General features: G+C 49.5%; 14 protein-coding genes. 11 read left to right on the top strand and 3 right to left on the bottom strand.

Features of this window, described 5'->3' with window-relative positions; translation table 11 throughout:
- Positions 1–50: 50 nt before the first annotated feature.
- The 6 genes from ACR2PX_RS24455 to ACR2PX_RS24430 all read left to right on the top strand — a co-directional run bounded on the left by ACR2PX_RS24455 (position 51) and on the right by ACR2PX_RS24430 (position 15,523).
- Positions 51–737: an ATPase gene (locus tag ACR2PX_RS24455; RefSeq protein ID WP_434001967.1), complete on the top strand. Its 687-nt coding sequence runs from the start codon at positions 51–53 to the stop codon at positions 735–737.
- A gap of 133 nt (positions 738–870) precedes the next feature.
- Entirely contained in the window at positions 871–1,554 is a 684-nt protein-coding gene (locus ACR2PX_RS24450) for a DUF2764 family protein (RefSeq protein WP_434001966.1), read from the top strand.
- A 106-nt stretch (positions 1,555–1,660) separates the two neighbouring features.
- The gene (locus ACR2PX_RS24445; RefSeq protein ID WP_434001965.1) at positions 1,661–3,505 is read left to right on the top strand and encodes a V-type ATP synthase subunit A; all 1,845 of its coding nucleotides are present in this window, start codon (positions 1,661–1,663) and stop codon (positions 3,503–3,505) included.
- Positions 3,506–3,907: 402 nt separating this feature from the next.
- Positions 3,908–11,983: a hypothetical protein gene (locus ACR2PX_RS24440; protein ID WP_434001964.1), complete on the top strand. Its 8,076-nt coding sequence runs from the start codon at positions 3,908–3,910 to the stop codon at positions 11,981–11,983.
- A gap of 363 nt (positions 11,984–12,346) precedes the next feature.
- Positions 12,347–12,730 (top strand): hypothetical protein, encoded by a 384-nt coding sequence (locus tag ACR2PX_RS24435; RefSeq protein WP_434001963.1) that lies wholly within the window; start codon positions 12,347–12,349, stop codon positions 12,728–12,730.
- 462 nt (positions 12,731–13,192) lie between these two features.
- Positions 13,193–15,523, top strand: a complete 2,331-nt coding sequence (locus ACR2PX_RS24430; RefSeq protein ID WP_434001962.1) for a response regulator — start codon at positions 13,193–13,195, stop codon at positions 15,521–15,523.
- Positions 15,524–15,667: 144 nt separating this feature from the next.
- Here ACR2PX_RS24430 and msrB read toward each other — a convergent pair whose 3' ends face one another.
- The gene (msrB, locus tag ACR2PX_RS24425) at positions 15,668–16,060 is read right to left on the bottom strand and encodes a peptide-methionine (R)-S-oxide reductase MsrB (protein WP_434001961.1); all 393 of its coding nucleotides are present in this window, start codon (positions 16,058–16,060) and stop codon (positions 15,668–15,670) included.
- 291 nt (positions 16,061–16,351) lie between these two features.
- Here msrB and ACR2PX_RS24420 point away from each other — a divergent pair, with 291 nt between their 5' ends.
- From ACR2PX_RS24420 to glyA, 4 genes are all read left to right on the top strand, one after another.
- Positions 16,352–17,566 (top strand): pyridoxal phosphate-dependent aminotransferase, encoded by a 1,215-nt coding sequence (locus tag ACR2PX_RS24420; protein ID WP_434001960.1) that lies wholly within the window; start codon positions 16,352–16,354, stop codon positions 17,564–17,566.
- A gap of 120 nt (positions 17,567–17,686) precedes the next feature.
- Positions 17,687–18,124: a hypothetical protein gene (locus ACR2PX_RS24415; RefSeq protein ID WP_434001959.1), complete on the top strand. Its 438-nt coding sequence runs from the start codon at positions 17,687–17,689 to the stop codon at positions 18,122–18,124.
- A 93-nt stretch (positions 18,125–18,217) separates the two neighbouring features.
- Entirely contained in the window at positions 18,218–19,105 is an 888-nt protein-coding gene (htpX, locus tag ACR2PX_RS24410; protein ID WP_434001958.1) for a protease HtpX, read from the top strand.
- 225 nt (positions 19,106–19,330) lie between these two features.
- Positions 19,331–20,629: a serine hydroxymethyltransferase gene (glyA, locus tag ACR2PX_RS24405; RefSeq protein ID WP_434001957.1), complete on the top strand. Its 1,299-nt coding sequence runs from the start codon at positions 19,331–19,333 to the stop codon at positions 20,627–20,629.
- Between the two features lie 238 nt (positions 20,630–20,867).
- Here glyA and ACR2PX_RS24400 read toward each other — a convergent pair whose 3' ends face one another.
- Positions 20,868–21,515: a helix-turn-helix domain-containing protein gene (locus tag ACR2PX_RS24400; protein ID WP_434001956.1), complete on the bottom strand. Its 648-nt coding sequence runs from the start codon at positions 21,513–21,515 to the stop codon at positions 20,868–20,870.
- Positions 21,516–21,720: 205 nt separating this feature from the next.
- Between ACR2PX_RS24400 and gcvH the strand changes: the two genes are divergently transcribed.
- Positions 21,721–22,095: a glycine cleavage system protein GcvH gene (gcvH, locus tag ACR2PX_RS24395; RefSeq protein WP_434001955.1), complete on the top strand. Its 375-nt coding sequence runs from the start codon at positions 21,721–21,723 to the stop codon at positions 22,093–22,095.
- 358 nt (positions 22,096–22,453) lie between these two features.
- Here the strand turns inward: gcvH and ACR2PX_RS24390 are convergent.
- The coding region (locus ACR2PX_RS24390) for a hypothetical protein (protein ID WP_434001954.1) at positions 22,454–23,053 on the bottom strand (600 nt) is incomplete at its 5' end.

Below are 23,053 nucleotides of genomic sequence, written 5' to 3'. Positions count from 1 at the left end.
CTAGACAGTGGACGGTTAACTCCGTTCACTGTGAACCAGAGGAATAGATTATGACAGCAGCAATCAATCCTGGTGGCCAGAGAGTCTCTGTGGGCGTTCAGGAGCTGATCGAAAAACTGCGCAATCAGGGCGTACAGGATGGTCGAGACCAGGCTGCCCAGATCGTCAACGAGGCCGAAGCTAACGCCTCCGAGCTGATTCGTGAAGCCCAGGCCAAAGCTGATGCTATTGTCAGCAAGGCCCGGGAAGAAGCTGACTTTATTTCCAAGGCCGGTCAGGAAGCTCTGCAACTGGCAGAACGTAACGCTGTATTGGAGCTGAAAGACTACCTGCTGGAAAAATTCTCCGGACAGATCAGTGCTCTGGTCAGCGGCTCCCTGGAGAAGGATGAAGTGCTCAAACAGATGATTCTTGAAGTAGCGGGTGAGAATAACCTGCATGGAGAGAAAAACCTGGAAGTGGTTCTGCCACGCAAGGTCATCGGAGTTGATGAACTGCGTGAAAATCCTGACCTGGTGAAGCAAGGCCCACTACTGGATTTCGTAACGGCTCAGGCAGCTGAGATGCTACAGGAAGGGGTTACTTTCTCTGTAGGTCACACCGACCAAAGCGGCATTAAATTCCGACTCCATGACAAGGAGATCGAAGTGGAACTGAGCGACGAAACTGTCACTGCCGTTCTGCTGAGACACCTTCAGCCTCGTTTCCGGGCCTTGCTCGAAGGCATCGTAAAATGATGAGTTGAGAGTATTTAGTTAACAGTATCCAGTGACGAGTCAGGTGTTATCAGTCAGACGTTTTTCTACCTATGACTGAAACCTGAACACTGTCAACTCACTACTGTTAACTGATCCTTTCAAGGAGAATGAGATGGCAGAAAATGCCTATTACACCTTGCTGACTTCACTGCCTCACATCGACTCACTGTTTGACAGCAAGATCACTCCGATCTCTCGTCTGCAGCTGGATCGACGCCTCTCCATGTTGAATCAGGAAGACAAAGATACCCTGATCAAAGTGGAGCAGCTGATGCACTGGAGCCACCTGGGTGACGATGTTGACGAAGCGGCCCTGATCAGGCTGGCCGCTCGTTTGCACGCGGAGCTTCCCAGTCAGATGCTTCGTGAACTGGTCAACTGGCGACTGGACATGAGAACCGTTATGGCAGCACTGCGTCGTAAAATGCAGGGCAAGCAGGCACCGGGTGACCCCCAGTGGAGCTACGGTACTCGCTATGCCTACATTCGCCGTAACTGGAGCAACCCGACACTGGGTCTTCAGCACGCGTTCCCATGGATTCCCCTGGCCATTGACTGCCTGAACAAGCAGGACTATCTCATCCTGGAGAAAACTCTGCTTGAAGCAGTCTGGCGTCGACTCGACGACGCTGGAAGACAGCACAGCTTCGACTTTGAAGCCGTAGTGATCTATGTGTTGCGCTGGAATCTGGTCGCACGGTGGACAGCCTACGACGGTGAGCAGGCACTGGAACGCTTTAACGAATTAACTGATCTGGCACTGGGCGAGTTTGCCAACCAGCTGCCAGAAATCTGATAAGCAGCCATGAATAAACTCCGCACCACCTTCTGAAAATGACATGGCTGAAAAGCCTGAGGTGCATTGTCATGGTAAGCAGTAAAACAGCTTTTGGAAAACTCCAATGAGTGAACAGTTAAACACAGAACTGGAACAACAGGCTTCGGCTCGGGTTGTTTCCGTGATGGGTGATATCCTCACCATCAAAAGTCTGGGCACCAAGCCTCTGACCAAGAACGAAGTCGTCTATGTAATGCCCAGCCGCCGTGCCAATGAGCAGGTGAATGAGCAACTGATGGCGGAAGTCTTGAGGGTTCGTGGCGACATTGCGGATATTCAGGTCTACGAAGACACCCGTGGTGTTGCTGTAGGCGATGCCATTACCCAGACCGGCCAATTGCTCTCTCTGGAGCTGGGTCCTGGCATTCTGTCCATGATCTACGATGGCTTGCAGAAGCCTCTGGAAAGACTGGCCGCTCTGCACGGAAAATTCCTGCAGCGCGGTGTTCAGATCGATTCTCTGGATCGCAGCCAGACCTGGGCCTTTACGGCAGTCGCCAAAATCGGCGACAAACTGCATGCCGGTGAAACGTTTGGTACCGTGCCAGAGGGCCGCTTTACCCATAAGATCATGATTCCCTTCAATACCGAAGGTGAAGTTGAAGTGATCTGGATTCAGGAAGGCTCCTTCAGTGTTGATAAAGTCGTGGCCAAGGTCAGGAATCAGCGTGGTGAAGAAATCGATCTGACCATGGTCCAGAAATGGCCTGTACGTCATTCCATTTCTGAAACCCTGACCAAGAAAGGGAAAACTGAACGTCAGTACCCTGATACACCACTGGTTACGACTCAACGCATCGTGGACACCTTCTTCCCGATCGCACGTGGTGGCACCGGCTGTATCCCAGGACCTTTCGGCTCCGGCAAAACGGTACTGCAGCACTCGTTCTCCCGTTACTGCGATGCGGACATCGTAATCGTGACTGCCTGTGGTGAACGTGCCGGTGAAGTGGTGGAAACCATTGAAGAGTTCCCACACCTGCAGGACCCCACCACCGGCGGCTCTCTCATAGACCGTACCGTCATCATCTGTAACACCTCTTCCATGCCGGTAGCAGCCCGTGAGGCTTCTATCTACACCGGTCTGACACTGGGTGAATACTACCGTCAGATGGGCTACAACGTTCTCGCCCTGGCTGACTCCACTTCCCGTTGGGCCCAGGCCATGCGTGAAACCTCCAACCGTCTGGAAGAGATTCCGGGTGAAGAAGGTTTCCCCGCTTACATGGACTCCTCCATCAAGGGCGTATACGAACGTTGTGGTGTAATTCGTAACGAAGAAGGTGACGAAGGTTCCCTGACCATGGTGGGTTCCGTTTCACCAGCCGGTGGTAACTTCGAAGAGCCTGTGACCCAGGCAACTCTGAGTACCGTTAAAACATTCCTTGGACTGTCGTACGACCGTGCCTACAAGCGTTTCTATCCAGCCATTGATCCCCTGATCTCCTGGTCTCGCTACCTTGACCAGCTGTCAGAATGGTACGGGAACAACCTGTCCGCAGAGTGGGTGGATACGGTTAAGGAAATGCAGGCCCTGCTGGTGAAAGGCGACAGCATCAACCAGATGATGCAGGTAACCGGTGAAGAAGGTATTACCCTGGAAGACTACGTGACCTTCCAGAAGTCCTTTTTCCTGGATATGGTTTACCTGCAGCAGGATGCGTTTGACGACGTGGACAGCAGCTGCCCCCTAAGCCGACAGAAAGCCTGCTTCGAACTGGCTGTCAGCCTGATCGGTCAGCAATACACCTTCAGGGATAAGGAAGTAGCCCGAGACTATTTCGTGAAACTGACCGGCCTGTTCAAGAACCTTAACTACTCACACGATGGTTCTCCTGAATACAACGGTTATCTTCAGAAGATCGAAGAGTTAAGAAATCAGTACCTTGGTACCTCTGCTGCGGCCTGAGATTGAATTTCTTAAAAAAGAAAGCCGACATTACGTCGGCTTTTTTGATTATTTAATGATTGGATTAATACTTAAGTACCAAATAGAAAACCTCCCAGTTACTACATCAGTCCTACTTTTCTCTCTTTCTCCTCTATCTACCACTAATCAGAGCGTACCATTAGGTAACACGTACGATCAGCTTGGAAAACGTTCTCATCTCTTGACAGATTCCTTGGTCAAAATTTACATATTTAGCCTCTTGAACTTGCAGCTCGCCATTTAACTGCTAAAAGTTTTGGGTATTTAAAAATTCTCTCAACAGCTTACCGAAACAGCCATGAGCGATTGGAAGTTACTTCATCGCCTGGTGTGGAAATCACTTTTCACGGTAATAAAAGTACTCAGTTCTGAGGTAGTAGAATGACAAATGCTCGCCCCAATGCATTGAGCCTTGCTGTGGCCGTTGCAATCAGCTCATCCATCATTGGCACACAAGCACTGGCAGATCGTACGATCAGAACCCGGTCTGTTGATATACCGAGCGATGGACATGAAGAGTTCACTCAGAGTGAGGTAACTGTTAAGCAGACGCTGGATGCTCATCAGCGGCCTGTAGCCAACTCATATACCACCACCTACCCTGATCAGGGGCCTGACAGACAAGACCATCAGGCACCATCAGACACCTTTACAGATACACTGTCAGGCGTCGATGGTGGGGTATCAACGGTTGATACCTATCGAACCGGTGGTGATGAAGCCGCTACAGGTTACACAAGATTGGTAAAAGTGGGCGACGAAAGCGTCTTCAAGATCACCCATGATTTTGATCAGCAAGAGATCGTAATCGAGGTTCGTCAGGGAATGACCGATGATGCATCGGTTGCAGCTGTTAAAGGCCAGCTGGGCGGCGATGAAGCCGTCAATGACGTTTCCAAAATGTCTAATCCGGGGCAACTGGCAGGCATCTTGAAAGGGGCACATGCAAGAGCTGGGCAATTGGGCGGTGCAGAAGATTTTGTAGAACTGGTCAAAGTGGAAGTGGAAGTGGTTGAGGTGAATGGGCGCAAGTTCCTGCGTTCCCTCACAGCCGGGCAGGATGCTCCTCAGTTGGACGATCTCAGCAAAACCCTGTATATCAATGATGATGTCATACTGACAGCAGCAACATCAGCTTATACACAGGTTCAGGTATCAGGAGACGATGCGGACCTTGATTCACTCAATGGTTTGATGACTGATCAAAAGCCTGTGGGCTTTGTAGTACGTGGCCAGCCCGGAGATCAGGATCAACCACCGGCACAGCCACTCCCCTATCCGGGAGACTACCCCACACTGGAAGTGACTCAGGGGGCAGGTGATCAAATCCTTATTGTTCACGGCCAAAAAGTTAACCCTGCAGACGTCGCTTTTGTCATTGCTCTGACGACTGATCTGGATGAAGAAGCTGGCGTTGCTATTCCACGTGCCTCTCTACCCGCATACAAGCAAGCGATTCGAAGCCGACAAATGCAGATTCTGGATGGATTTGCCAAGACATTGCTGGATGATCCACAAACCCAGTTTGATGATGCAGACATCACAGAGACGATGAAGCATCTGGCAAAGTTCGAGTTCCTCCATCAAGCGATGATCAGCGCAGATCCTGAAGCGGGTGATGAGTTCCTGCTGACCAGCAAGCACCTGGGCACGGCAGAAGTCTGGATGGGGCCGGGCCTGGTTAATGTCTGGTTGCGTAAGTTCTTCAGCTTTAGGCCTTCTCTAAGGGCTCTCCTTGGCAATCAGGTATTCATAGCCAAATTCACACCTGCTATTACTGAAGTGGCTGTTGAAGGCACGGAAGACGCCGACTTTGCCAAAAAAGTCGTCGCAAAAATGGCTAAACAGCTGGTTGAGATGGAGCAGGATTTAAAGAAACTCCAAGACAAAGAAGGCCAGCTGGCACAACTGAAACAGCAGTTACAGAGAGCTGAGCAGCGGGCCAAGCTCAGCGATGAAGAAAAAGTCCGCCTTAGAATGCAGAAGCAGCAAGTAGAAGATGAACTGGCTCAGGCCCGCCGTAATCTGGAAGCTAAACAGCTGGAACTGGAACAAGCTCAGGCAGAGGCACAAAGAGTACCACAGCTGGAACAACAAGTTCGTGAAGCCAGAGCTGCTGCCAGAAAAGAACAAAACAACAAGACAGCCAGAGAGCTGAAAATCGAAAACTGGAATGATGATCTAGACCCTGATCAACAAGACGAACTGATTAAAACCAAGATCCAGGAAGTCTTTAGAGCGGTTGCAGAAGCCGCACAACTTAAGGATGAAACTGTCAAAACCAAACTGGCGGCGATTGAGGGTCAGCTCGGTATTGTGCCAGACAATGAAGACGATCTGGACGCTCGCTCTCAAGCCATTCAGCAACACCTGCAGCAACAGGCCGACCAGCTGGATCATCGCTCCAGAGTTTTGGCCAAGGAGAAACTGGCCGCAGTAGAAGGTCAACTGGGCCTGGTGCCTGATAACGAAGATGATCTTGATGCTCGTGCACAGGCAATTCAACAGCACCTGCAACAACAAGCCGATCAAGCTGATCAACGTTCCCGGGCTTTAGCCAAAGAAAAGCTGGCGGCTGTCGAAGGTCAGTTAGGGCTGGTACCTGACAATGAAGATGACCTGGATGCTCGTGCACAGGCCATCCAGCAGCATCTGCAGCAACAGGGTGATCAAGCCAGAGTTCTGGCCAAGCAAAAGCTGGCTGCAGTTGAAGGCCAACTGGGTTTGGTGCCCGATAATGAAGATGATCTGGACGCTCGCTCTCAGGCAATTCAGCAACACCTGCAACAACAGGCTGACCAGCGTTCCCGAGCTCTGGCCAAAGAGAAACTCGCGGCGGTCGAAGGTCAGCTGGGACTTGTCCCAGACAACGAAGATGACCTGGATGCCCGCTCTCAAGCCATTCAACAGCGCCTTCAACAACAAGGTGGTCAAGACAGGGATCTGGCTAAACAGAAGCTGGCAGCCGTAGAAGGTCAGCTGGGCCTGGTACCCGATAACGAAGATGATTTAGACGCTCGTTCGCAAGCTATTCAGCAGCATCTGCAGCAACAGCAGGATCAGGCTGATCAGCGTTCACGGGTGCTGGCCAAAGAAAAACTGGCAGCCGTAGAAGGTCAGCTGGGACTTGTCCCAGACAACGAAGATGATCTGGACGCTCGCTCTCAGGCCATTCAGCAACATCTTCAACAGCAGGGAGCTCAGGCAGACCAACAAGCCAGAGCACAGGCCAAGGAAAAGCTGGCCGCTGTTGAAGGTCAGTTAGGTCTGGTTCCGGACAATGAAGATGATCTGGATGCTCGCTCTCAGGCCATTCAGCAGCACCTTCAGCAGCAAGGTGCAAGAACGGATGCAGAAAAAACCGCAGCTATCAAAGCTCGCTACGCAGCCATCGCCGCACAACTGAATATGCAAGGCTTTGATGATGATGCGGATATTGATACACAGCAAGAACGTCTGCTGCAGAAAATTCAGGAACTGAACGCTCAAGGTGGTGCGCCGGACGATGCTGACGTCAAGGCCAATCAGGGCGCTTTAGCCGCCGTTCTTGATATTCAACTGGATGAAGACGGTACCGTCAACGATCGTAATGCTGCCCTTGAAAAAGCGATGCAGGGAAAAGTCGATAAACTCACAGCACTGGAAAACGATCTGGAAGACGCGAGGACACCAGGTCATCCCAGAGCCAAGCCTGAAGTGCTTAAGAAACTGAGTGAAGTGGAAGACGCACTCGAAATAGACAACCTTAATCCTGGAGATGATGAGTACCTGCGTCGTCAGATCATTTCTGACGAGATGCAAAAATACATAATCGAAGCCAGGCAGCGTTCAGAAGAAGATGCCATCGAAGTACTGAAGACACTGGAAAAAAAACTCGACATTGAAGTAGCAGACGGCAATGACAGGGAAGCAAGGCTGGCCAAAGTCCGTGAGAAGCTTGGCGGTGATGTATCAGAAGAATCACTGAACGAAATAGAAATAGCCCTGAGAGACGAAGATGACGAGGCAGAGCCACAGGGAAACAGAGATGAAAAACTTCAGAGACTTCGTGATCGACTGACTGCTGATGTAGAAAAAATCGATGAAAGAGCCAGGGAAAAACAGACCGAACTGCTTGAAGCTGCAGAAGACCGGCTGGAAATCGACATTGATGAAAACGCCGAAAAGAGAGGCAAGGCTTTCAGAGAAGGATTAGCCGAACAGCTGGAAGTTGAGTTTGATGATGATGCTAACCTGGATGACCAGAAAGGCGCTCTCAAAGGCAAAATTCAGGAACTGACTGACGAAGTCGGCCAAGGCTTTGCCGATGAAGATGTAAAAAGAGGCAGAAACAATGCGATTGCCCAACTGCTCGGCATCGACGGCTTTGATGAAGACGCAGAAATTGATGACCAGAATACTGTTCTTCAGGAAAAACTCCAACAACTGGATGGAGACGTAGACAGAGCGGGTGTAGTTTCTGTTAAAGATCGAGTTTCAGATATTGATTCCGAGCTTGATAAACATATGGCTCGTCTGGCACCCAAACCCGAATTCGCTCTGGAGCGCGACGTAGCCACTTCCAGACGAGCCCTGGCAGATGCTGAAAGCAAGCGTGAGGCTATTCACAAGCAACGCCTTAAAGTGGTTGGTCGAGCTGGCGTTCACCCCATATCGGATGATGAAGCCACTGCTATTAACCAGAGAATGAAACAGATTCAAACCGAACTGGGCCTTAACCCACCGGATGAACAAACCACTGAAGAACGGGTAGATGATATCAGGCAGCACCTGCAGGGAGCAGGAGCAGGAGCAGGAGCAGGAAGAGGCGATGAAGCGGTTCAGAAACTCAAGACGGCTGCTACGGATCTGAAAGTACCTGTAGAAGGTGGTCAAGATCTGCTGGAAGAAGCTAATGCTTACTTAGGTGCTATTACAGCCCATGCTGCCACTCATGGAGTGGCAGAAGTCGAAGAAGTAGTGGGTGAACTGCCGGAAACCAGAAGAGAGTACACTCGAGTCACTGGCTTCCTTCGTGAACATGACCAGAAGCATCTGGATTTTACTAATGCAGAAAATGCAGAAGGGAATGCACAGCGTGATCTGGATAATAAAAAGCAGGAGATCACCGACTTACAGGGCGATGATCAGCAAGCAAAAACAAGACTGGAAAACGAAAGAGATCAGATTGATTTAAGGCTGAAGCAAGCCCAAGCAGCGGTACCCGTGGCAAGAGCCGCTCTGGATGCTCATGATACGGCTCTTGAAGCTATTGAAAAAGACATGGACCTGGATCCCGGAGTGGGTGATGACCATGAAGCCAGAATTAATGCACTGAGACACAAACAGACACAATTGGGTGGTGATGATGGTAACGGAGGCAAGATCCAGCGACTGACTCAGGTAGTGATCCAACTGGATGGTGAAGCTGAGGCTAAAGATCGGGAAGTAGCCGGAAGAAACGAAGCTCTGAGGGCTGCACAAGAAACCTTACAAAATGCAGGTGAACCCGTCCAGTACACGCCAAAGCAGAAAGATTTGCTGATAGAGATGCATGCTTATATGCAGCATCCTCTCAAGAATAAAGCCCTGAGAGCTGCCATTGGCCTGCTTGAAGCAGCAGGCAAAGAAAAACCCTACCTGATATTCGACTTTGACGATGAATATGCCCCCATCCGTTTGCAGTCACTGATCGGTAAGGCTCTGTCCTACGACCAGGCCAGACATATTGTGGAAGTCTTCAGGGAATTGAAAACCACCTTCCCAGGTGACCCAGTAGCTGAGGTAGATCCTTTAACCGCCTATGAAGAAGAAGAAGTCCAAGACCGGGGTTTGAGCGCCCTTGAAGAAGTCCAAGACCTGGCAAGCCGAGTCCTGGCTGAAATGAAAACCGGTGCGCAGCAATACGACGATGAAGTACATGGCATGAGAGAGACAGCTATGAACTATGTCGAGGCTGACCCACGGGATCTGAAAGACTTTTCAGAGTACTTTGCTACAAGTTCTGCCAGCGGTAACAAAATCATTATGTTGTTGCGTGATGGCCTGATCAGCAAAGTTGAACTTGAAAACTATATGAAGGCCGTCAAAGGTGTAGATGGTTTTGACACAGTGGATGAGTTTGAGCACTTCCTCGGCTACAAGCATGGTGTCAATGTGGCTAAGTTCAAGGCCGTTGTCCACTTGCTGTCTAAAGACGGGGCTGATGAATTCATGCAACGGGCCTTTGCACCTGTGACTGTGAATGCTTCTGGTCCGGCAGGTATGAAAGAATCCGTTGCCGGCATGAAGGAATACGCCGCTTCTGTTATTGCCAACTATGTTCTTGACGATATTGCCTTTGAAAACGGTCGTAAAACCGCCGCATTCCTCGCCAACGTTCAGGAAACTCTGACACCTTACGCCAATGCGATCGGAATGTCTGAGTCAGAATTGCTCAAGATTATCAATGGTACTCTGATGCAGGCTCACTCAGCCGCTGTTGAGCAACAGGTAGTTGATTTCTGGGTCAAGCCTTCTGCCTTTCTGGTTCAGGCTGTGACTTGGTATTTCAGCAGCTATAAACCTCTGCTGACCACCAATACCGCCTGGCAGGCAGCTAAACTGTCTTTCTCCAACATGTCGTACCTCTACCTTATGGATCTGACCAACAGAGGAGATTACCTGCACAGGCTCCCAACACCTTTCCAGAGCTGGATGGAACGCTATGGCGTTGACCTGGATAGAACCGGTCAATATGCCTTCCATAGCCGTATTGAAGAAACAGTCGAAGTAGGCGGATTAGCGATGCCGTTCGGTAAGGCCGCCTCTTCTGTCATATTGCTGAAAACCGGCACAATGCTATTTGCCAGACAGTACAACGCCAACCCTCAAATGTATCGCAGCATTTCCCGACTGGTTCCGCAAATTGTGAGATCCATGGGCTCCAGACAAGGGATTCAGGTACCGCTGCTACACAGAATGACACCACAAAAAGTGAAAACTCTGACCTCTACTACTGCAGGCGTAGTATTAGGCCCAGTTGCAGTAGCAGGATCATACGCCTACGGATTGGTATCTGGATTTACTTACGCTCAGACGTTCGGGGTAGCACTGGCAGCTGGTGTCAGTTATGACTTCTTCATGAACGACAACAAGATGCTCACCCAATGGCTGGGTGGACCTCTGGGTCGCGGTCTTGATGCCATTGAGCGCTGGAGGGGTACGGGCGAGGCCTACGATGAACACACAAAACGAACCGCTGTCACAACACCTCAACGCTACGGTGAATCTGACGAAGCTTACGCCAAACGTGTTCAGGAAAGTAACATGATGCATGGCTGGACACGCAACGAGTCATACCTGCAGTTCCGCGAACGTCGTGATCGCACCATGAAACTGTTCGATCAAGGCTGGGAGAAATACTTCAAGGAGAACGTGCCCAGATGGTCATTCTCACACTCAGAAAGTATTCCTTACTCTCATACTCTGGGCGCATTCTACGAATGGCAAGAGGGAGATGATAAGGAAGTTCCTGTTCATGATGAAAGAGAAAGTCAGAAACCAGGCTTTACACCTCCACCGGTCGGTGATGACTTTGAAGAAGATGAGCAGTGGGATAGCAGCAGTAAGTCAACTCAGAAACAGACCTCTACACCGGCGTCTACTGTGACTTCAGCGTCCAGTGAAGTGCCAGTACCGTCTGTCTCATCCAGTGCCACCCAGACGACCTCTGAGGCCGTACCGGTTGTAACACCAACCGTCGACGCACCGGACCTGGATGAAGATGAACAGTGGGATACTGAAACGACGACTCAGACACCGGTCTCTTCAGCAACGACCACTGAAGCGCCGGTCACTACTGAATCAACAGTGACACCGTCCTCTTCAGCAACAACCACTGAAGCGCCGGTCACCAGTGATGTGGTGCCTGAACCAAGCTCATCCAGCGTCGTTCAGACAACAACAACCACGGAATCCGTCGTTGAACCAAGCACAACTTCCACAACCAGTGAGAGCACACCGGCTGTCACATTGAGCGTAGTTCTAGAAAAGGATAAGGTTACTACCACTGAGTCTGTAATCCAGCCAACTGTGACTACTTCGACTCAGACAAGCAGTGAGCCTGCATCGACAGTAACCACCTCAAGCAGTGTCACACCGGTAATCAGTGAGACACCGGTTGCTACTCCCGATGCAACTTCTGTTCCAGAGTCAACAGTGACTACCCCAGTATCTGAGCCTGAAGCAACTCCACCGGTATCAACGGATGAGTTTGAAGAAGACGAAGTATGGGATACCACGACTAAAGCAGCACCGACTACAACGACTACGGCTGCGCCAATAACACCGACGACTACCACATCGACCTCAACCACTACGACTACAGCACCTAAGGAAACTCCTGCAGCCATGAAGCCTACACAGGTCGATCTGGACGAGTTCGATCTGGATGAAGACTGGGGTGATGATGAGGAAGATAAACACGACGAACTCTGATATCAGAAACCAACGGATGACCTACTCTTAGGGTCATCTAAACGAAGCCAGTATGCAGGGATACATACTGGCTTCTTTATGTTTAAAGCAAGCCTTCAATCATCTGAAAACTCGGTAATCAAGCTGAAGACAGATAAAAAAATGGGATGGATAACACAGTAAACCCATTCTTTTATTAGAGAGATAAAAGTCAGACAGACATGACTCTGTTTCAAATAGAAATTCTGTTTCATAAATAACACAACCGTCAGTTGAAACTTGAATGGAACACCCAATATGGATTCTCTGACAGATTGTTTGAAGTGCCGCAATAACCAGCCTGACCAGGCTTTCAATCAACCTCCTATGAGAAGGTATTAGTGCATGTTTTCCTTCCCTGAAAAAACAACTCAAATGAACAATGCTCAGGCAGACTCAGAAAAAGAGACGCTTGATTGGAAGCATGACTCTATGGTTAAGCCCGATAAAGTAAACCCAACAAAGTCGGTATTTAACAACACACATCACTTTTTCTCCCGATCCACGGCACCCTTTTTGGTAATGATGTTGACGGTAGGCTCAGCCTCTCTGAGCTATGCGGACTGGAATGAGACCGAAGAAGGCGAAGATCAGCCCATGGTCGAACAGTTTATCAATGAAGAAGATGATTCCGGTTCTCCAGAACCGATTCCAGATGCACCGGATCTTGATGAAATGGAAGACCAGGGTGAGCTGGAAGGTTATGACACTGAAGAAGCAGAACAGTAACTCTGTCTTTCTCCTTAGTGACTGTCGAACTGTTGCTTTCGAGTATTAGTCCGACAGTCTCCTAGGAGCCTGTCGGACTTATGCTTTCGAGCATAAATTTCAGTAGAACGAGTCGACAGTCTTGAGCGTTCTAGACAGCTTCGATGGATTCGTGCGAATAGTTGACCTATTTAATCGAATTCATCAAATAATTGGACCGTTCTTTCTGGAATTTAGGCCGGAATTGTCTTAAGTCCGACAGACTCCTAGCCCCACTGGTTAATGGGATTGCAACTTGTTAGCTCTGTTCAAAACACTCAAAATCATGCAGTCAACATCATTACAAAGAGCCGAAGAAGTTATAGGGAATTAGCTAGTAAGAAGCTCGACATTTCATGAGATATCCAGGACTCCTTGTTGCGTTAGCTGGAAAATGCAGGTAAAAAAGGGCTGCAGAGTAATAATTAAGATAAAGCGGTTCTCATGCCAATCCGTTTCAGGGATCGACTGTCGTTCAAACAGGCTCGCAACACCGTTGTCATTGCCTTTATTCTGGGACTGTTCCTGAGTCTGTTCCAGGTCATCACAGACTACCAGTCTCAGGACCAGCAAATTGATGCCACCATAGAAACCTATATTGCCATCACCCGGACACCTGCTGCCCGAATTGCCTATAACATTGACAAGGAACTGGCCAACGAACTGGTACTGGGACTCATCGAATCCCCCACCATTGTCAGGGCAGAGATTGTTGATCCATCAGGTGCCGCACTGGCTGCAGTCAGTAAAGAACCTCAACAGGACAAAGCCCGACCTTTCACTGATATGCTGTTTGGTGCCAGCCGGACCTACATCAGGGAGCTCAAGGTCCCTTTTGATGAAGATGAAAAGCTCGGCTGGCTGAAAATCGTTGCTGACACCCGCCCTATCAGTATTCAGTTTTTCGATCGATCCATCGTTACCATGGTCACCGGTCTGGTCAGAACCTTCCTGCTTTCCCTGGTTCTGTTCATCATGCTTTATCTGATGTTGACTAAACCTCTGCTGAACATGACGGACAAAATGGTTGAGCACCCGGAAGACAGTAACAAAATTCAGCTTCCGGAGCCCACGGGACATGAGAATGATGAGATTGGCCTGCTGACTCGTACAATCAATCATTACCTCAACAATATTCATCACCACCTGCACCACCGGCGACTCGCTGAAGAGCAGTTACGGGAACATCTGGCAGAACTGGAAACCATTATTGCCCGGCGAACCAAAGAAATTCGCAAGAACAACGAAACATTAGAAAAGACCAACCGTCAGCTAGAGAAAGCCCGAAGTCAGGCATTGGAAACAGCCAGCCAGAGGGCCAAACAGCTCTCCAGTCTGAGCCATGAAATAAGAACACCACTCAATGCACTGCTTGGTATGTTGAGTATTGCACTGGATGAAGAGCTGACGGAAGTGCAGCATCAACGCTTGACCATTGCCAGGGATTCAGGTTCCCACCTGATACGTTTGCTCAATGATATTCTGGATCTCTCCCGGCTCGAATCCGGCAAGATGATTCTTGAAGAAATTCCTTTTGACCTCAGAAGCTCTCTGGAAGATGTGGTCGTCCTTACCGGGCAATCCACCTTCGCCAAAGGGGTTCCTATCTATTGTGATATTGACCCTACTCTGCCAGAAGAAGTGGTGGGCGACCCTACCCGGTTCCATCAGGTCATCACCAACCTGGTGGGCAATGCTGCAAAGTTCACTGACGCAGGCGAAATTCGTATCTGGCTCGACTGCCAGAAAACCTCAGAAAATGGCCTGGAAATAATGCTGAATATCAGCGACACAGGCATCGGTATTCCTGAGTCAGCGCTGGATGAAATTTTCAAACCTTTCGCCCAGGCCAGTAGTGACACCAGCCGTCGCTTCGGCGGTTCCGGTATGGGCCTGCCACTGACCCAGTCCATCGTTAACAACATGGGTGGACAACTTTCTTTAATGTCAGAGCCTGGAGAAGGCAGCACCTTCTCTGCCCAGCTGCCTTTTCGTTACGAACCCTATGAGGAAAAGGTACCAGTACCTTCCGACGCCAAAGGGAATCATCTGGTGCTGGATTGCTCAGAAGCTCTGCAGAACTGCTGCTCTCACCTACTGACGCACTGGGATATTATCCATAGGCAAACCAGTAACGGAGAAATCGAGGACCTGTCTGGAGACTGGGCCGATATCCTGATTACTGAAAATGACGAGCTGGCCCGAAATGCCAGCCAGGATAATCCGTCACTGAAAGTTATTTATGCTGCACACACCCCTCTGGAAAACAGCCCCGACACCCTGGTCTGGCTTCCACTCCCCCTGACCCGGACACTGCTCATCCAGGCGCTGGAGAAAACCCAAATCATTAGCTATCAGGTTTCCCAACCGCTGCCTGACAGGCTCAACGTAAAACCAAGAAAAAGCAGCCATTACTCCGTTCTGGTGGTCGAAGACAACCCCATTAACCGAATGGTGGCAGAAGGTATGCTCGAGCAGTTAGGCTACAAAGTAGAACTGGCTCATAATGGTGAGAGTTGTCTGGAAGCCTGTCAGCATAAGGCCTACGATCTGATCCTGATGGATTGCAACATGCCGGTTATGGATGGGTTTACCACCACCCGCAGACTTCGGGATCAGATCGACACCCGGGAAACGCCCATCATAGCGCTGACAGCCAACGCTCTGAATGAACACAGGAAACAATGCCTGGATGCAGGCATGAACGACCACCTGGCGAAACCTTTCAACAAGGAACAGCTTGAAAGCACTATAACCCAATGGTTAACAGCCTGAACACCAGTGTCAGTTGGCAGTGGTCGCCTTGGCAGAATGCAAGTCTTTAACTGTTAATGCTATCTAATAACTCAATACTGACAACTGAGTGCTGACAACTGAGTGCTGACAACTGAAAACTCAATACTGTTAATTAAGTTCTGCTCAGTCATCTTGTTTAAATTGAAGAGCCACCGAGTTCATACAATACCTGATCCCAGTAGGTTCCGGTCCATCAGGAAATACATGGCCCAAATGGGCATTACAGGCTGAACACACTACCTCTACCCGATCCATACCCAGGCTTTTGTCTTCGAGACATTTCACGGCGTCTTTATCCACAACTTCCCAGAAACTGGGCCAGCCACAACCCGCATCAAACTTGGTAGTGGATTCGAACAGAACCTGATCACAGCAAACACAGCGGTAGTGACCTTTGCCATCAAAATGAACGTATTCACCGGAGAAAGGCCTTTCAGTCCCCTTCTGCCGACAGACATGATACTGCTCGTCGGTCAGCTCTTCCTGCCACTGGGCATCGGTTTTTTCAACTTTCATATCACCTCCAGTCTCTTTAACGGTAATATCCGGGTTTAGCTCGTGCACTGTTGCCTTAAAGCGATCATAATGATCGCCTGATTCCCTGCCAGAGAGAACATTTTTTACCAAATCTTGTCTATTTATAGCCAGAGCTGGTTATTCCGGGGGATCAGATGGCCTGATCCATAATGATCAAGGAAACGAACAACACTCATTGATGGAAAACTGCTCAGGCTACCTTGCCATGAGTGATGACAACATACAAAAAGACAAGTGGCCCCTGTGCGGGTCAATACTGGAAAAGTACCCATGAAGGATATTGAGAAGTCCCTTAAGCTGGAAAACGTCTGCTATGAAATACGTGGTCCGGTATTGCGTGAAGCCAGAAGACTGGAGGAGGAAGGCCAGCGTGTTCTAAAACTGAACACAGGCAACCCTGCGCCTTTCGGCTTTGATGCACCTGAAGAGATTATTCAGGACGTCATTCTCAACCTCCCCAACTCCCAGGGCTATACCGACTCCAAAGGCCTGTTCTCGGCCCGTAAGGCAGTCATGCATTACTGCCAGCAAAAAGATTTTCCCGGCGTGGAGCTGGAAGATATTTTCATCGGTAATGGCGTCAGTGAACTGGTTGTTATGGCCATGCAGGGTTTGCTGAATAACGGCGATGAGATTCTGATTCCCGCACCGGATTATCCTCTCTGGACCGCAGCGGCCAACCTGTCCGGTGGCAGAGCCGTTCACTATCTCTGCGACGAACAGGCTGACTGGTATCCGGATCTGGATGATATTCGCAGTAAGATTACCGCCAAAACCCGGGGCATAGTTGTCATCAATCCTAACAACCCAACGGGTGCCGTTTATCCAACAGAACTGCTGCAAGAGATCATTGAAATAGCCCGACAGCACAGCCTGATTGTTTTTGCTGACGAGATCTACGACAAAATTCTTTATGACGGTACAGAACACACAGCCATGGCATCATTGGCTGACGACGTGTTCATGATCTCATTCAACGGCCTCTCCAAGTCCTATCGGGCAGCAGGTTTTCGTTCGGGCTGGATGGTAGCCAGTGGCCCTAAACATAGAGCCAAGGATTACCTGGAAGGTCTGGAAATGCTGGCGTCCATGCGCCTGTGTTCCAACGTGCCTGCCCAGCATGCTATTCAGACAGCTCTGGGAGGGTATCAGAGCATTAACGATCTGGTGCTTCCTGGTGGCAGGCTTTTGGCTCAAAGAGATGTGCTCTATGAGCACCTGAATCAGATCCCCGGTGTCAGCTGTGTAAAACCCAAGGGGGCGCTCTATGTGTTCCCAAAACTGGATCCTAAAAAGTATCCGATTCATGACGATGAAAAGCTGGTCCTTGACCTGCTGACTCAGGAAAAAATCTTGCTGGTTCAGGGCCGTGCTTTCAACTGGCCAGACCCTGACCATCTCAGAATTATCACCCTGCCCCGGGTCGAAGATCTGCAAATGGTCGGCGAAAAACTGGAACGATTCCTGAGCCGTTATAAACAATAATAAGTAAAGAGCTGGCAGTTAACAGTTGTCAGTGTTCAGTGGGTCAAACTTCCTTGTTTGACTACTGATTACTGACAATTGAACACTATTAACTGAAACGGTTAACAGAATACTGAGACTATGGCTGACATTCACATAGACGACTTCTTTCATGATTGTGCCAAGACCCTGGTACAGCTCTACAACACCTTCCCACGGCTTTCATCACTCTATGTTGATGACATCATTACCCCCGAACCCGTGGATGAGTTTGGATTGCCCAGCAAACGGCACCAGGCCTGTTTTGACGGTTTTCTGTGGCTAGCCAGAGAAGGTTATATACACTATTCCCAAAGAGTCAGGCTGGAAGGGCTGGATCAGGTAGTCCTCACGGAGAAAAGCTTTCTGCGGCTCAGCTTACCCAGTCTGAACATTGATCCCGATGAACTCCCTGAGCACATTGCTCATAAGCGGGGCACACTGGGCTGGCAGTTTCGGGAAGTTCTGAAATCAGGCACAACCCACCAGCTAAATCAGCTCTGCCAACACTTTTTCACTCTAAAAGCTGACAGACTGTAAACAACTGTAAATAGCCTGAGTGAGGATTGAAATCCTCACTCTCCGTCTCCATATTTCCTTTATCCGACTAATAAAGGTAACCATTCCGGTAATATGAAAAGAATCCTGCTGTTTCTGGCCACAAACCTTGCTGTCATTGCAGTCGCCAGTATCACCCTGAACATCCTTGGCGTAGGTAGCTATATCACAGCCCGGGGACTCAATATGAGTTCGCTGCTGGTTTTCTGTGCAGTATTCGGTTTTGCCGGTTCATTTGTCTCCCTGTTCCTTTCCAAAATGATGGCCAAAATGGGCACGGGCACCCAGATTATTGATCAGCCCCGCACAGCCCAGGAACGCTGGTTAATGGATACCGTTAAGGAACTGTCTGAGAAAGCAGGGATCGGAATGCCTGAAGTGGGTATATTCCCGTCGCCGGAATCCAATGCTTTTGCCACAGGCTGGAATAAGAACGCCTCACTGGTTGCCGTGAGTCAGGGGCTTCTGGATCGTTTCAGCCCCAAAGAAGCCAGAGCCGTTATCGGCCACGAAATTGGCCACGTAGCCAATGGCGACATGGTAACACTGGCGCTTATTCAGGGTGTAGTAAACACCTTTGTCATGTTCTTTGCCCGTATTATTGGCTATGCCGTTGACAGCTTCCTGCGTCGTGGTGAGGAAAACAGTGGCCCGGGTATTGGCTTTTATGTCGTCAGCTTTATTGCCGAAATTATTCTGGGTATTGCTGCCAGCTCCATTGTTATGTGGTTCTCCCGAAAGCGTGAGTTCCGTGCCGATGAAGCAGGTGCCGAACTGGCAGGTCGTGGAGATATGATTGCTGCACTGGAAAGACTGAGAGCTGAATACGACGCTCCCAGTGTAATGCCTGCCACTATGAGCGCATTTGGTATTCGCAAGAATGGTCAGGGTGGACTTGCCGCGCTGTTCTCAAGCCATCCACCTCTGGAAGATCGTATTCAGGCTCTCCAATCCCATCGCTGATCTTCATACTTCCATAGCTCTATCTGCAAAAAGGCTCGCGTCAGCGGGCCTTTTTCATTTCCGCCAAAATCATGATCAATGTCATCATTCCAGAAAAGAACAATATTTTCTTATAAGAAATCATGTTGCCGATAGGAGACAATCTGTTTAGAGTAAAGCCATTGCTGTCTGAATGACTGAGACAGAAACAACAAAAAGCAGCAATCACTGCGGAGAATAATGATAATGAGCAAGGCATACCCGACAGACTCCAGAAAAGCTTTTTTCTCAAACAACCTGGCTGAAGCCGATGCAGCCATTCTGGCAGCGGTGCAAGACGAAAACAGTCGCCAGGAAAAGCAGATTGAATTAATCGCTTCTGAAAATATTGTTTCCAAAGCCGTCATGGAAGCCCAGGGAACCGTTCTCACCAACAAGTATGCAGAAGGCTACCCTGGTCGTAGATATTACGGTGGCTGCGAACACGTTGACGTGGTTGAAGCTCTGGCCATTGAGCGTGCCAAACAGCTTTTCGACTGTGCCTACATCAATATTCAGCCTCATTCCGGAGCCCAGGCTAATGGTGCGGTTATGCTGGCACTGTTGCAGCCCGGAGACACCATCATGGGTATGTCACTGGACGCCGGTGGTCACCTGACTCATGGCGCTCGTCCAGCCCTGTCAGGCAAATGGTTCAACGCAGTGCAATACGGTGTCTCCAAAGAAACCCAGCGCATTGACTACGATGCGGTGGAAGCTCTGGCCATTGAGAGCCAACCCAAGATGATTATTGCCGGCGGCTCTGCCATTCCCCGAGTCATCGATTTCAAACGTTTCAGAGAAATTGCCGACAAAGTAGGCGCCTACCTGATGGTCGACATGGCGCACATTGCCGGCCTCATTGCTACTGGCGCACACCCTTCCCCTCTGCCTTATGCCGACATTGTCACCACCACCACTCACAAAACACTGAGGGGCCCAAGAGGTGGCATGATTCTGTCGAACAATCTGGATATCGGCAAAAAGATAAACTCTGCAGTTTTCCCGGGGCTTCAGGGCGGCCCACTGATGCATGTCATCGCTGCCAAAGCGGTAGCCTTTGGAGAAGCCCTGCAGCCTGAATTCGCAACCTACATCGACAGTGTCGTTGAAAATGCCAAAGCCCTTTCAGAAGTTATGATTGAACGCGGCTGTGATATTGTCAGCGGAGGGACCGACACCCACCTGCTGCTGGTAGATTTGCGTCCAAAAGGTCTGAAAGGTAACCAGGTAGAAGAAGCTCTGGAAAGAGCGGGTATTACCTGCAACAAAAACGGCATCCCCTTCGACCCTGAAAAGCCTATGGTCACTTCAGGTATCAGACTGGGTACTCCAGCGGGCACCAGTCGCGGTTTTGGTGCTGAGGAGTTCCGAACAGTCGGTCATCTGATCAGTGATGTTCTGGATGGTCTGGTTGCCAACGGAGAAAGTGAAAATCAGGCGGTGGAAGAAGAAGTTCGCCACAAAGTAGAAGCGCTCTGCAGCCGCTACCCACTCTACAGTTGATCATTATTACTGGCGGCCAGATCTGACAGGTCTGGCCGTCAGTAGCCAAGGAGCCTGGCCGAGAATAGATGGGTCGGCCTAAAATCCAGAAAGAACGGCCCATTTTTCCGATAAATTTGATTGAATAGGCCCACTATTCGCACAAATCTATCGAAAAAAATGGCCTCGTTCTACTGAATTTTAATCTCGACCACTATTCTCGGTCAGGCTCCCAGGGGGCTTGTTGTTCAACAGACTATCAGGCTGTCACCCAAAGAATGACGGCATCGTCTTCACTGGTAGAGACCACAGCGTGCCCCATTTCAGCATCGTAATAAGCACTGTCCCCTTCATTAAGCTCAACAGGCTGGTAAAACTCTGTATAGAGATTCACCTGACCACTCAGTACCAGGAGAAACTCCTCGCCTTCGTGACGCACCCAGTCATGAAAATCGTCAAATGAACGCGCACAAATGGTGGTTCGGTAAGGGATCATTTTCTTACCTGTCAGCTCAGAGGCCAGCAACTCATGCTCATAAGTCGGGGTTGGATGCGGCTTGCCCATCCCGTTAAGGGTAACATCCCTTCTTCCCACTGCTGCCAGCTTGCCTTTTGCAGGGCTGAACAACTGAGGGATATCAATACCCAGTCCATTCACCAGCTTGGTAACCGCAGCAAATGTAGGGGAAATCTGATCGTTCTCAATTTTTGAGATGGCAGAGCGGGAAAGTCCGGTTAGCTTGCTGACCTCTTCAAGCGTCAGCTTTCGGGTTTGCCGGATCTCTTTCACTCGCTGCCCCAGCTGGAGTGGTTCTACCGTCTCATCTGCCTGCGTGGCTTGTGCCTTGTTGCGCTCAATACTGAAAATGGACTGCTCGCGTTTTAGAAACTCCGCTTGTTCTGACATAAAGCGCCTGGTGAGTAATGATTTGCTGATGAGAACCCAAAGGGCAGACACAAATAAGGTGCCTATCTCAATATACCCCATCTACTTGTTCAGTAATATCGTAAAATATTTCTTATCGGAAACTTTTTTATTGATGAAGAAATTATGAATTGATAACCTCGTGACAATTGATCCGTTGTTGAATAATAAAAAAGGAAAATGTGCCATGACAGCCGCTCTGAAATTTGCTGAATCTCATGAATGGGTTCGTATGAACGATGATGGAACAGCAACCGTAGGCATCAGTGAACACGCTCAGGAGCTTCTGGGTGATGTTGTGTTTGTCGAACTGCCCGTAGTGGGAGCTGATGTAACCGTCGGCCAGGAGTTTTCCCTGGTAGAGTCCGTCAAGGCAGCATCGGACATCTATGCACCCATCAGTGGTGAGGTTGTTGAAGTCAATGAATCCCTCGAAGATGCCCCCGAAACCATTAATGAGTCCACCTATGACAAGGGCTGGATCGCTAAAATCAAACTTTCTGATTCCACAGAACTGGCAAATCTGATTGACGAGAATGATTACCTGGAAAACCTGGATTAATCAGATTCTGGCTCTGGTTGCTGTATCTGTCAGGGTGAACCAGAGCCCTGTCCCCTATCTAACCCGGAAAATTCATAAAGCCGCTTTGTTGTGGATGTCGTTGAACAACTGGGCCTGTCAAGACTGCTCAAGTCCTCCTTAAGTCCCGCTTAACTTTGAAGTAGTGAGCGAGCGGGCTGTACTTTTGGTAAGAGAGTACAGTTTTCACACACTTTGCAATCTAATCTAAAGCATCAGCTTGTGTTCATGGTCGCTCTGATTCTTTTTTATTCAATTCTGCGTTTGACTTACGTTTTCAGGGCACGTCCTATCCCGCAGCCAGTACGTTTAGTTTAAAAAACTGAGTTTTCGGTCAGCGTTATGTACTAACCGAACCTCTTTGCACATCCAGTCTTTCTGAGGCTTCCCACAACCAGTCCAGAGCCACTGTTGTTTTCACAAAATGCAGAGTCCATTTCCTACCGCTGCATGTTAGTCGGCCTACCGATCGCACAAGCTTTCGAATCAAGGGACGGATTCCATGCTTTCTTTCCGTTTTAGGTAGTGCCCTGTACTGCAAGGCTCTCAGTAAAATCTGGGCGATCTGCCCACAGGCGTAAAACGCTTGATTGGCGTGAAACTTTCTACAGGGAGGATGATGCAGATCCCAATCAATCAGCGGACCTTTCTGAGCATTTTCCTGTCCTTGTTTTTCACGGTGACGTTTGACCAACTCTTTCAATGGCAGGTCGACTCTGTTCACCAGAATCACACAATAACGTGGCTCAAGTAGCCACTGCTTTCCATCATGCCAGCGTCGGGTAACGACATACGTTTGTTCTCTTTGCCATTTGGCTGGTTGATGATAAGAGAAGATAGCTTCTTCAGTTTTATCGCTGCGAATAGCTGTCCAGGCACTGTCAGGTAACCCTTCAATGCAATCAAGCACTGGGCGACAGTTGTTGCTATTAGTCACACT

Source organism: Endozoicomonas sp. (genome assembly GCF_051008435.1).
In the GTDB taxonomy this organism is placed as follows: domain Bacteria; phylum Pseudomonadota; class Gammaproteobacteria; order Pseudomonadales; family Endozoicomonadaceae; genus Endozoicomonas_A.
Note: the sequence above shows the minus strand (reverse complement) of the source record. Positions and strands in the feature narration are given on the sequence as shown.

Bases quoted from the DNA above. Each gene is read 5' to 3' on its own strand.
- ACR2PX_RS24455 (WP_434001967.1), top strand. From the start codon at position 51: ATGACAGCAGCAATCAATCCTGGTGGCCAGAGAGTCTCTGTGGGCGTT.
- ACR2PX_RS24450 (WP_434001966.1), top strand. From the start codon at position 871: ATGGCAGAAAATGCCTATTACACCTTGCTGACTTCACTGCCTCACATC.
- ACR2PX_RS24445 (WP_434001965.1), top strand. From the start codon at position 1,661: ATGAGTGAACAGTTAAACACAGAACTGGAACAACAGGCTTCGGCTCGG.
- ACR2PX_RS24440 (WP_434001964.1), top strand. From the start codon at position 3,908: ATGACAAATGCTCGCCCCAATGCATTGAGCCTTGCTGTGGCCGTTGCA.
- ACR2PX_RS24435 (WP_434001963.1), top strand. From the start codon at position 12,347: ATGTTTTCCTTCCCTGAAAAAACAACTCAAATGAACAATGCTCAGGCA.
- ACR2PX_RS24430 (WP_434001962.1), top strand. From the start codon at position 13,193: ATGCCAATCCGTTTCAGGGATCGACTGTCGTTCAAACAGGCTCGCAAC.
- msrB (WP_434001961.1), bottom strand. From the start codon at position 16,060: ATGAAAGTTGAAAAAACCGATGCCCAGTGGCAGGAAGAGCTGACCGAC.
- ACR2PX_RS24420 (WP_434001960.1), top strand. From the start codon at position 16,352: ATGAAGGATATTGAGAAGTCCCTTAAGCTGGAAAACGTCTGCTATGAA.
- ACR2PX_RS24415 (WP_434001959.1), top strand. From the start codon at position 17,687: ATGGCTGACATTCACATAGACGACTTCTTTCATGATTGTGCCAAGACC.
- htpX (WP_434001958.1), top strand. From the start codon at position 18,218: ATGAAAAGAATCCTGCTGTTTCTGGCCACAAACCTTGCTGTCATTGCA.
- glyA (WP_434001957.1), top strand. From the start codon at position 19,331: ATGAGCAAGGCATACCCGACAGACTCCAGAAAAGCTTTTTTCTCAAAC.
- ACR2PX_RS24400 (WP_434001956.1), bottom strand. From the start codon at position 21,515: ATGTCAGAACAAGCGGAGTTTCTAAAACGCGAGCAGTCCATTTTCAGT.
- gcvH (WP_434001955.1), top strand. From the start codon at position 21,721: ATGACAGCCGCTCTGAAATTTGCTGAATCTCATGAATGGGTTCGTATG.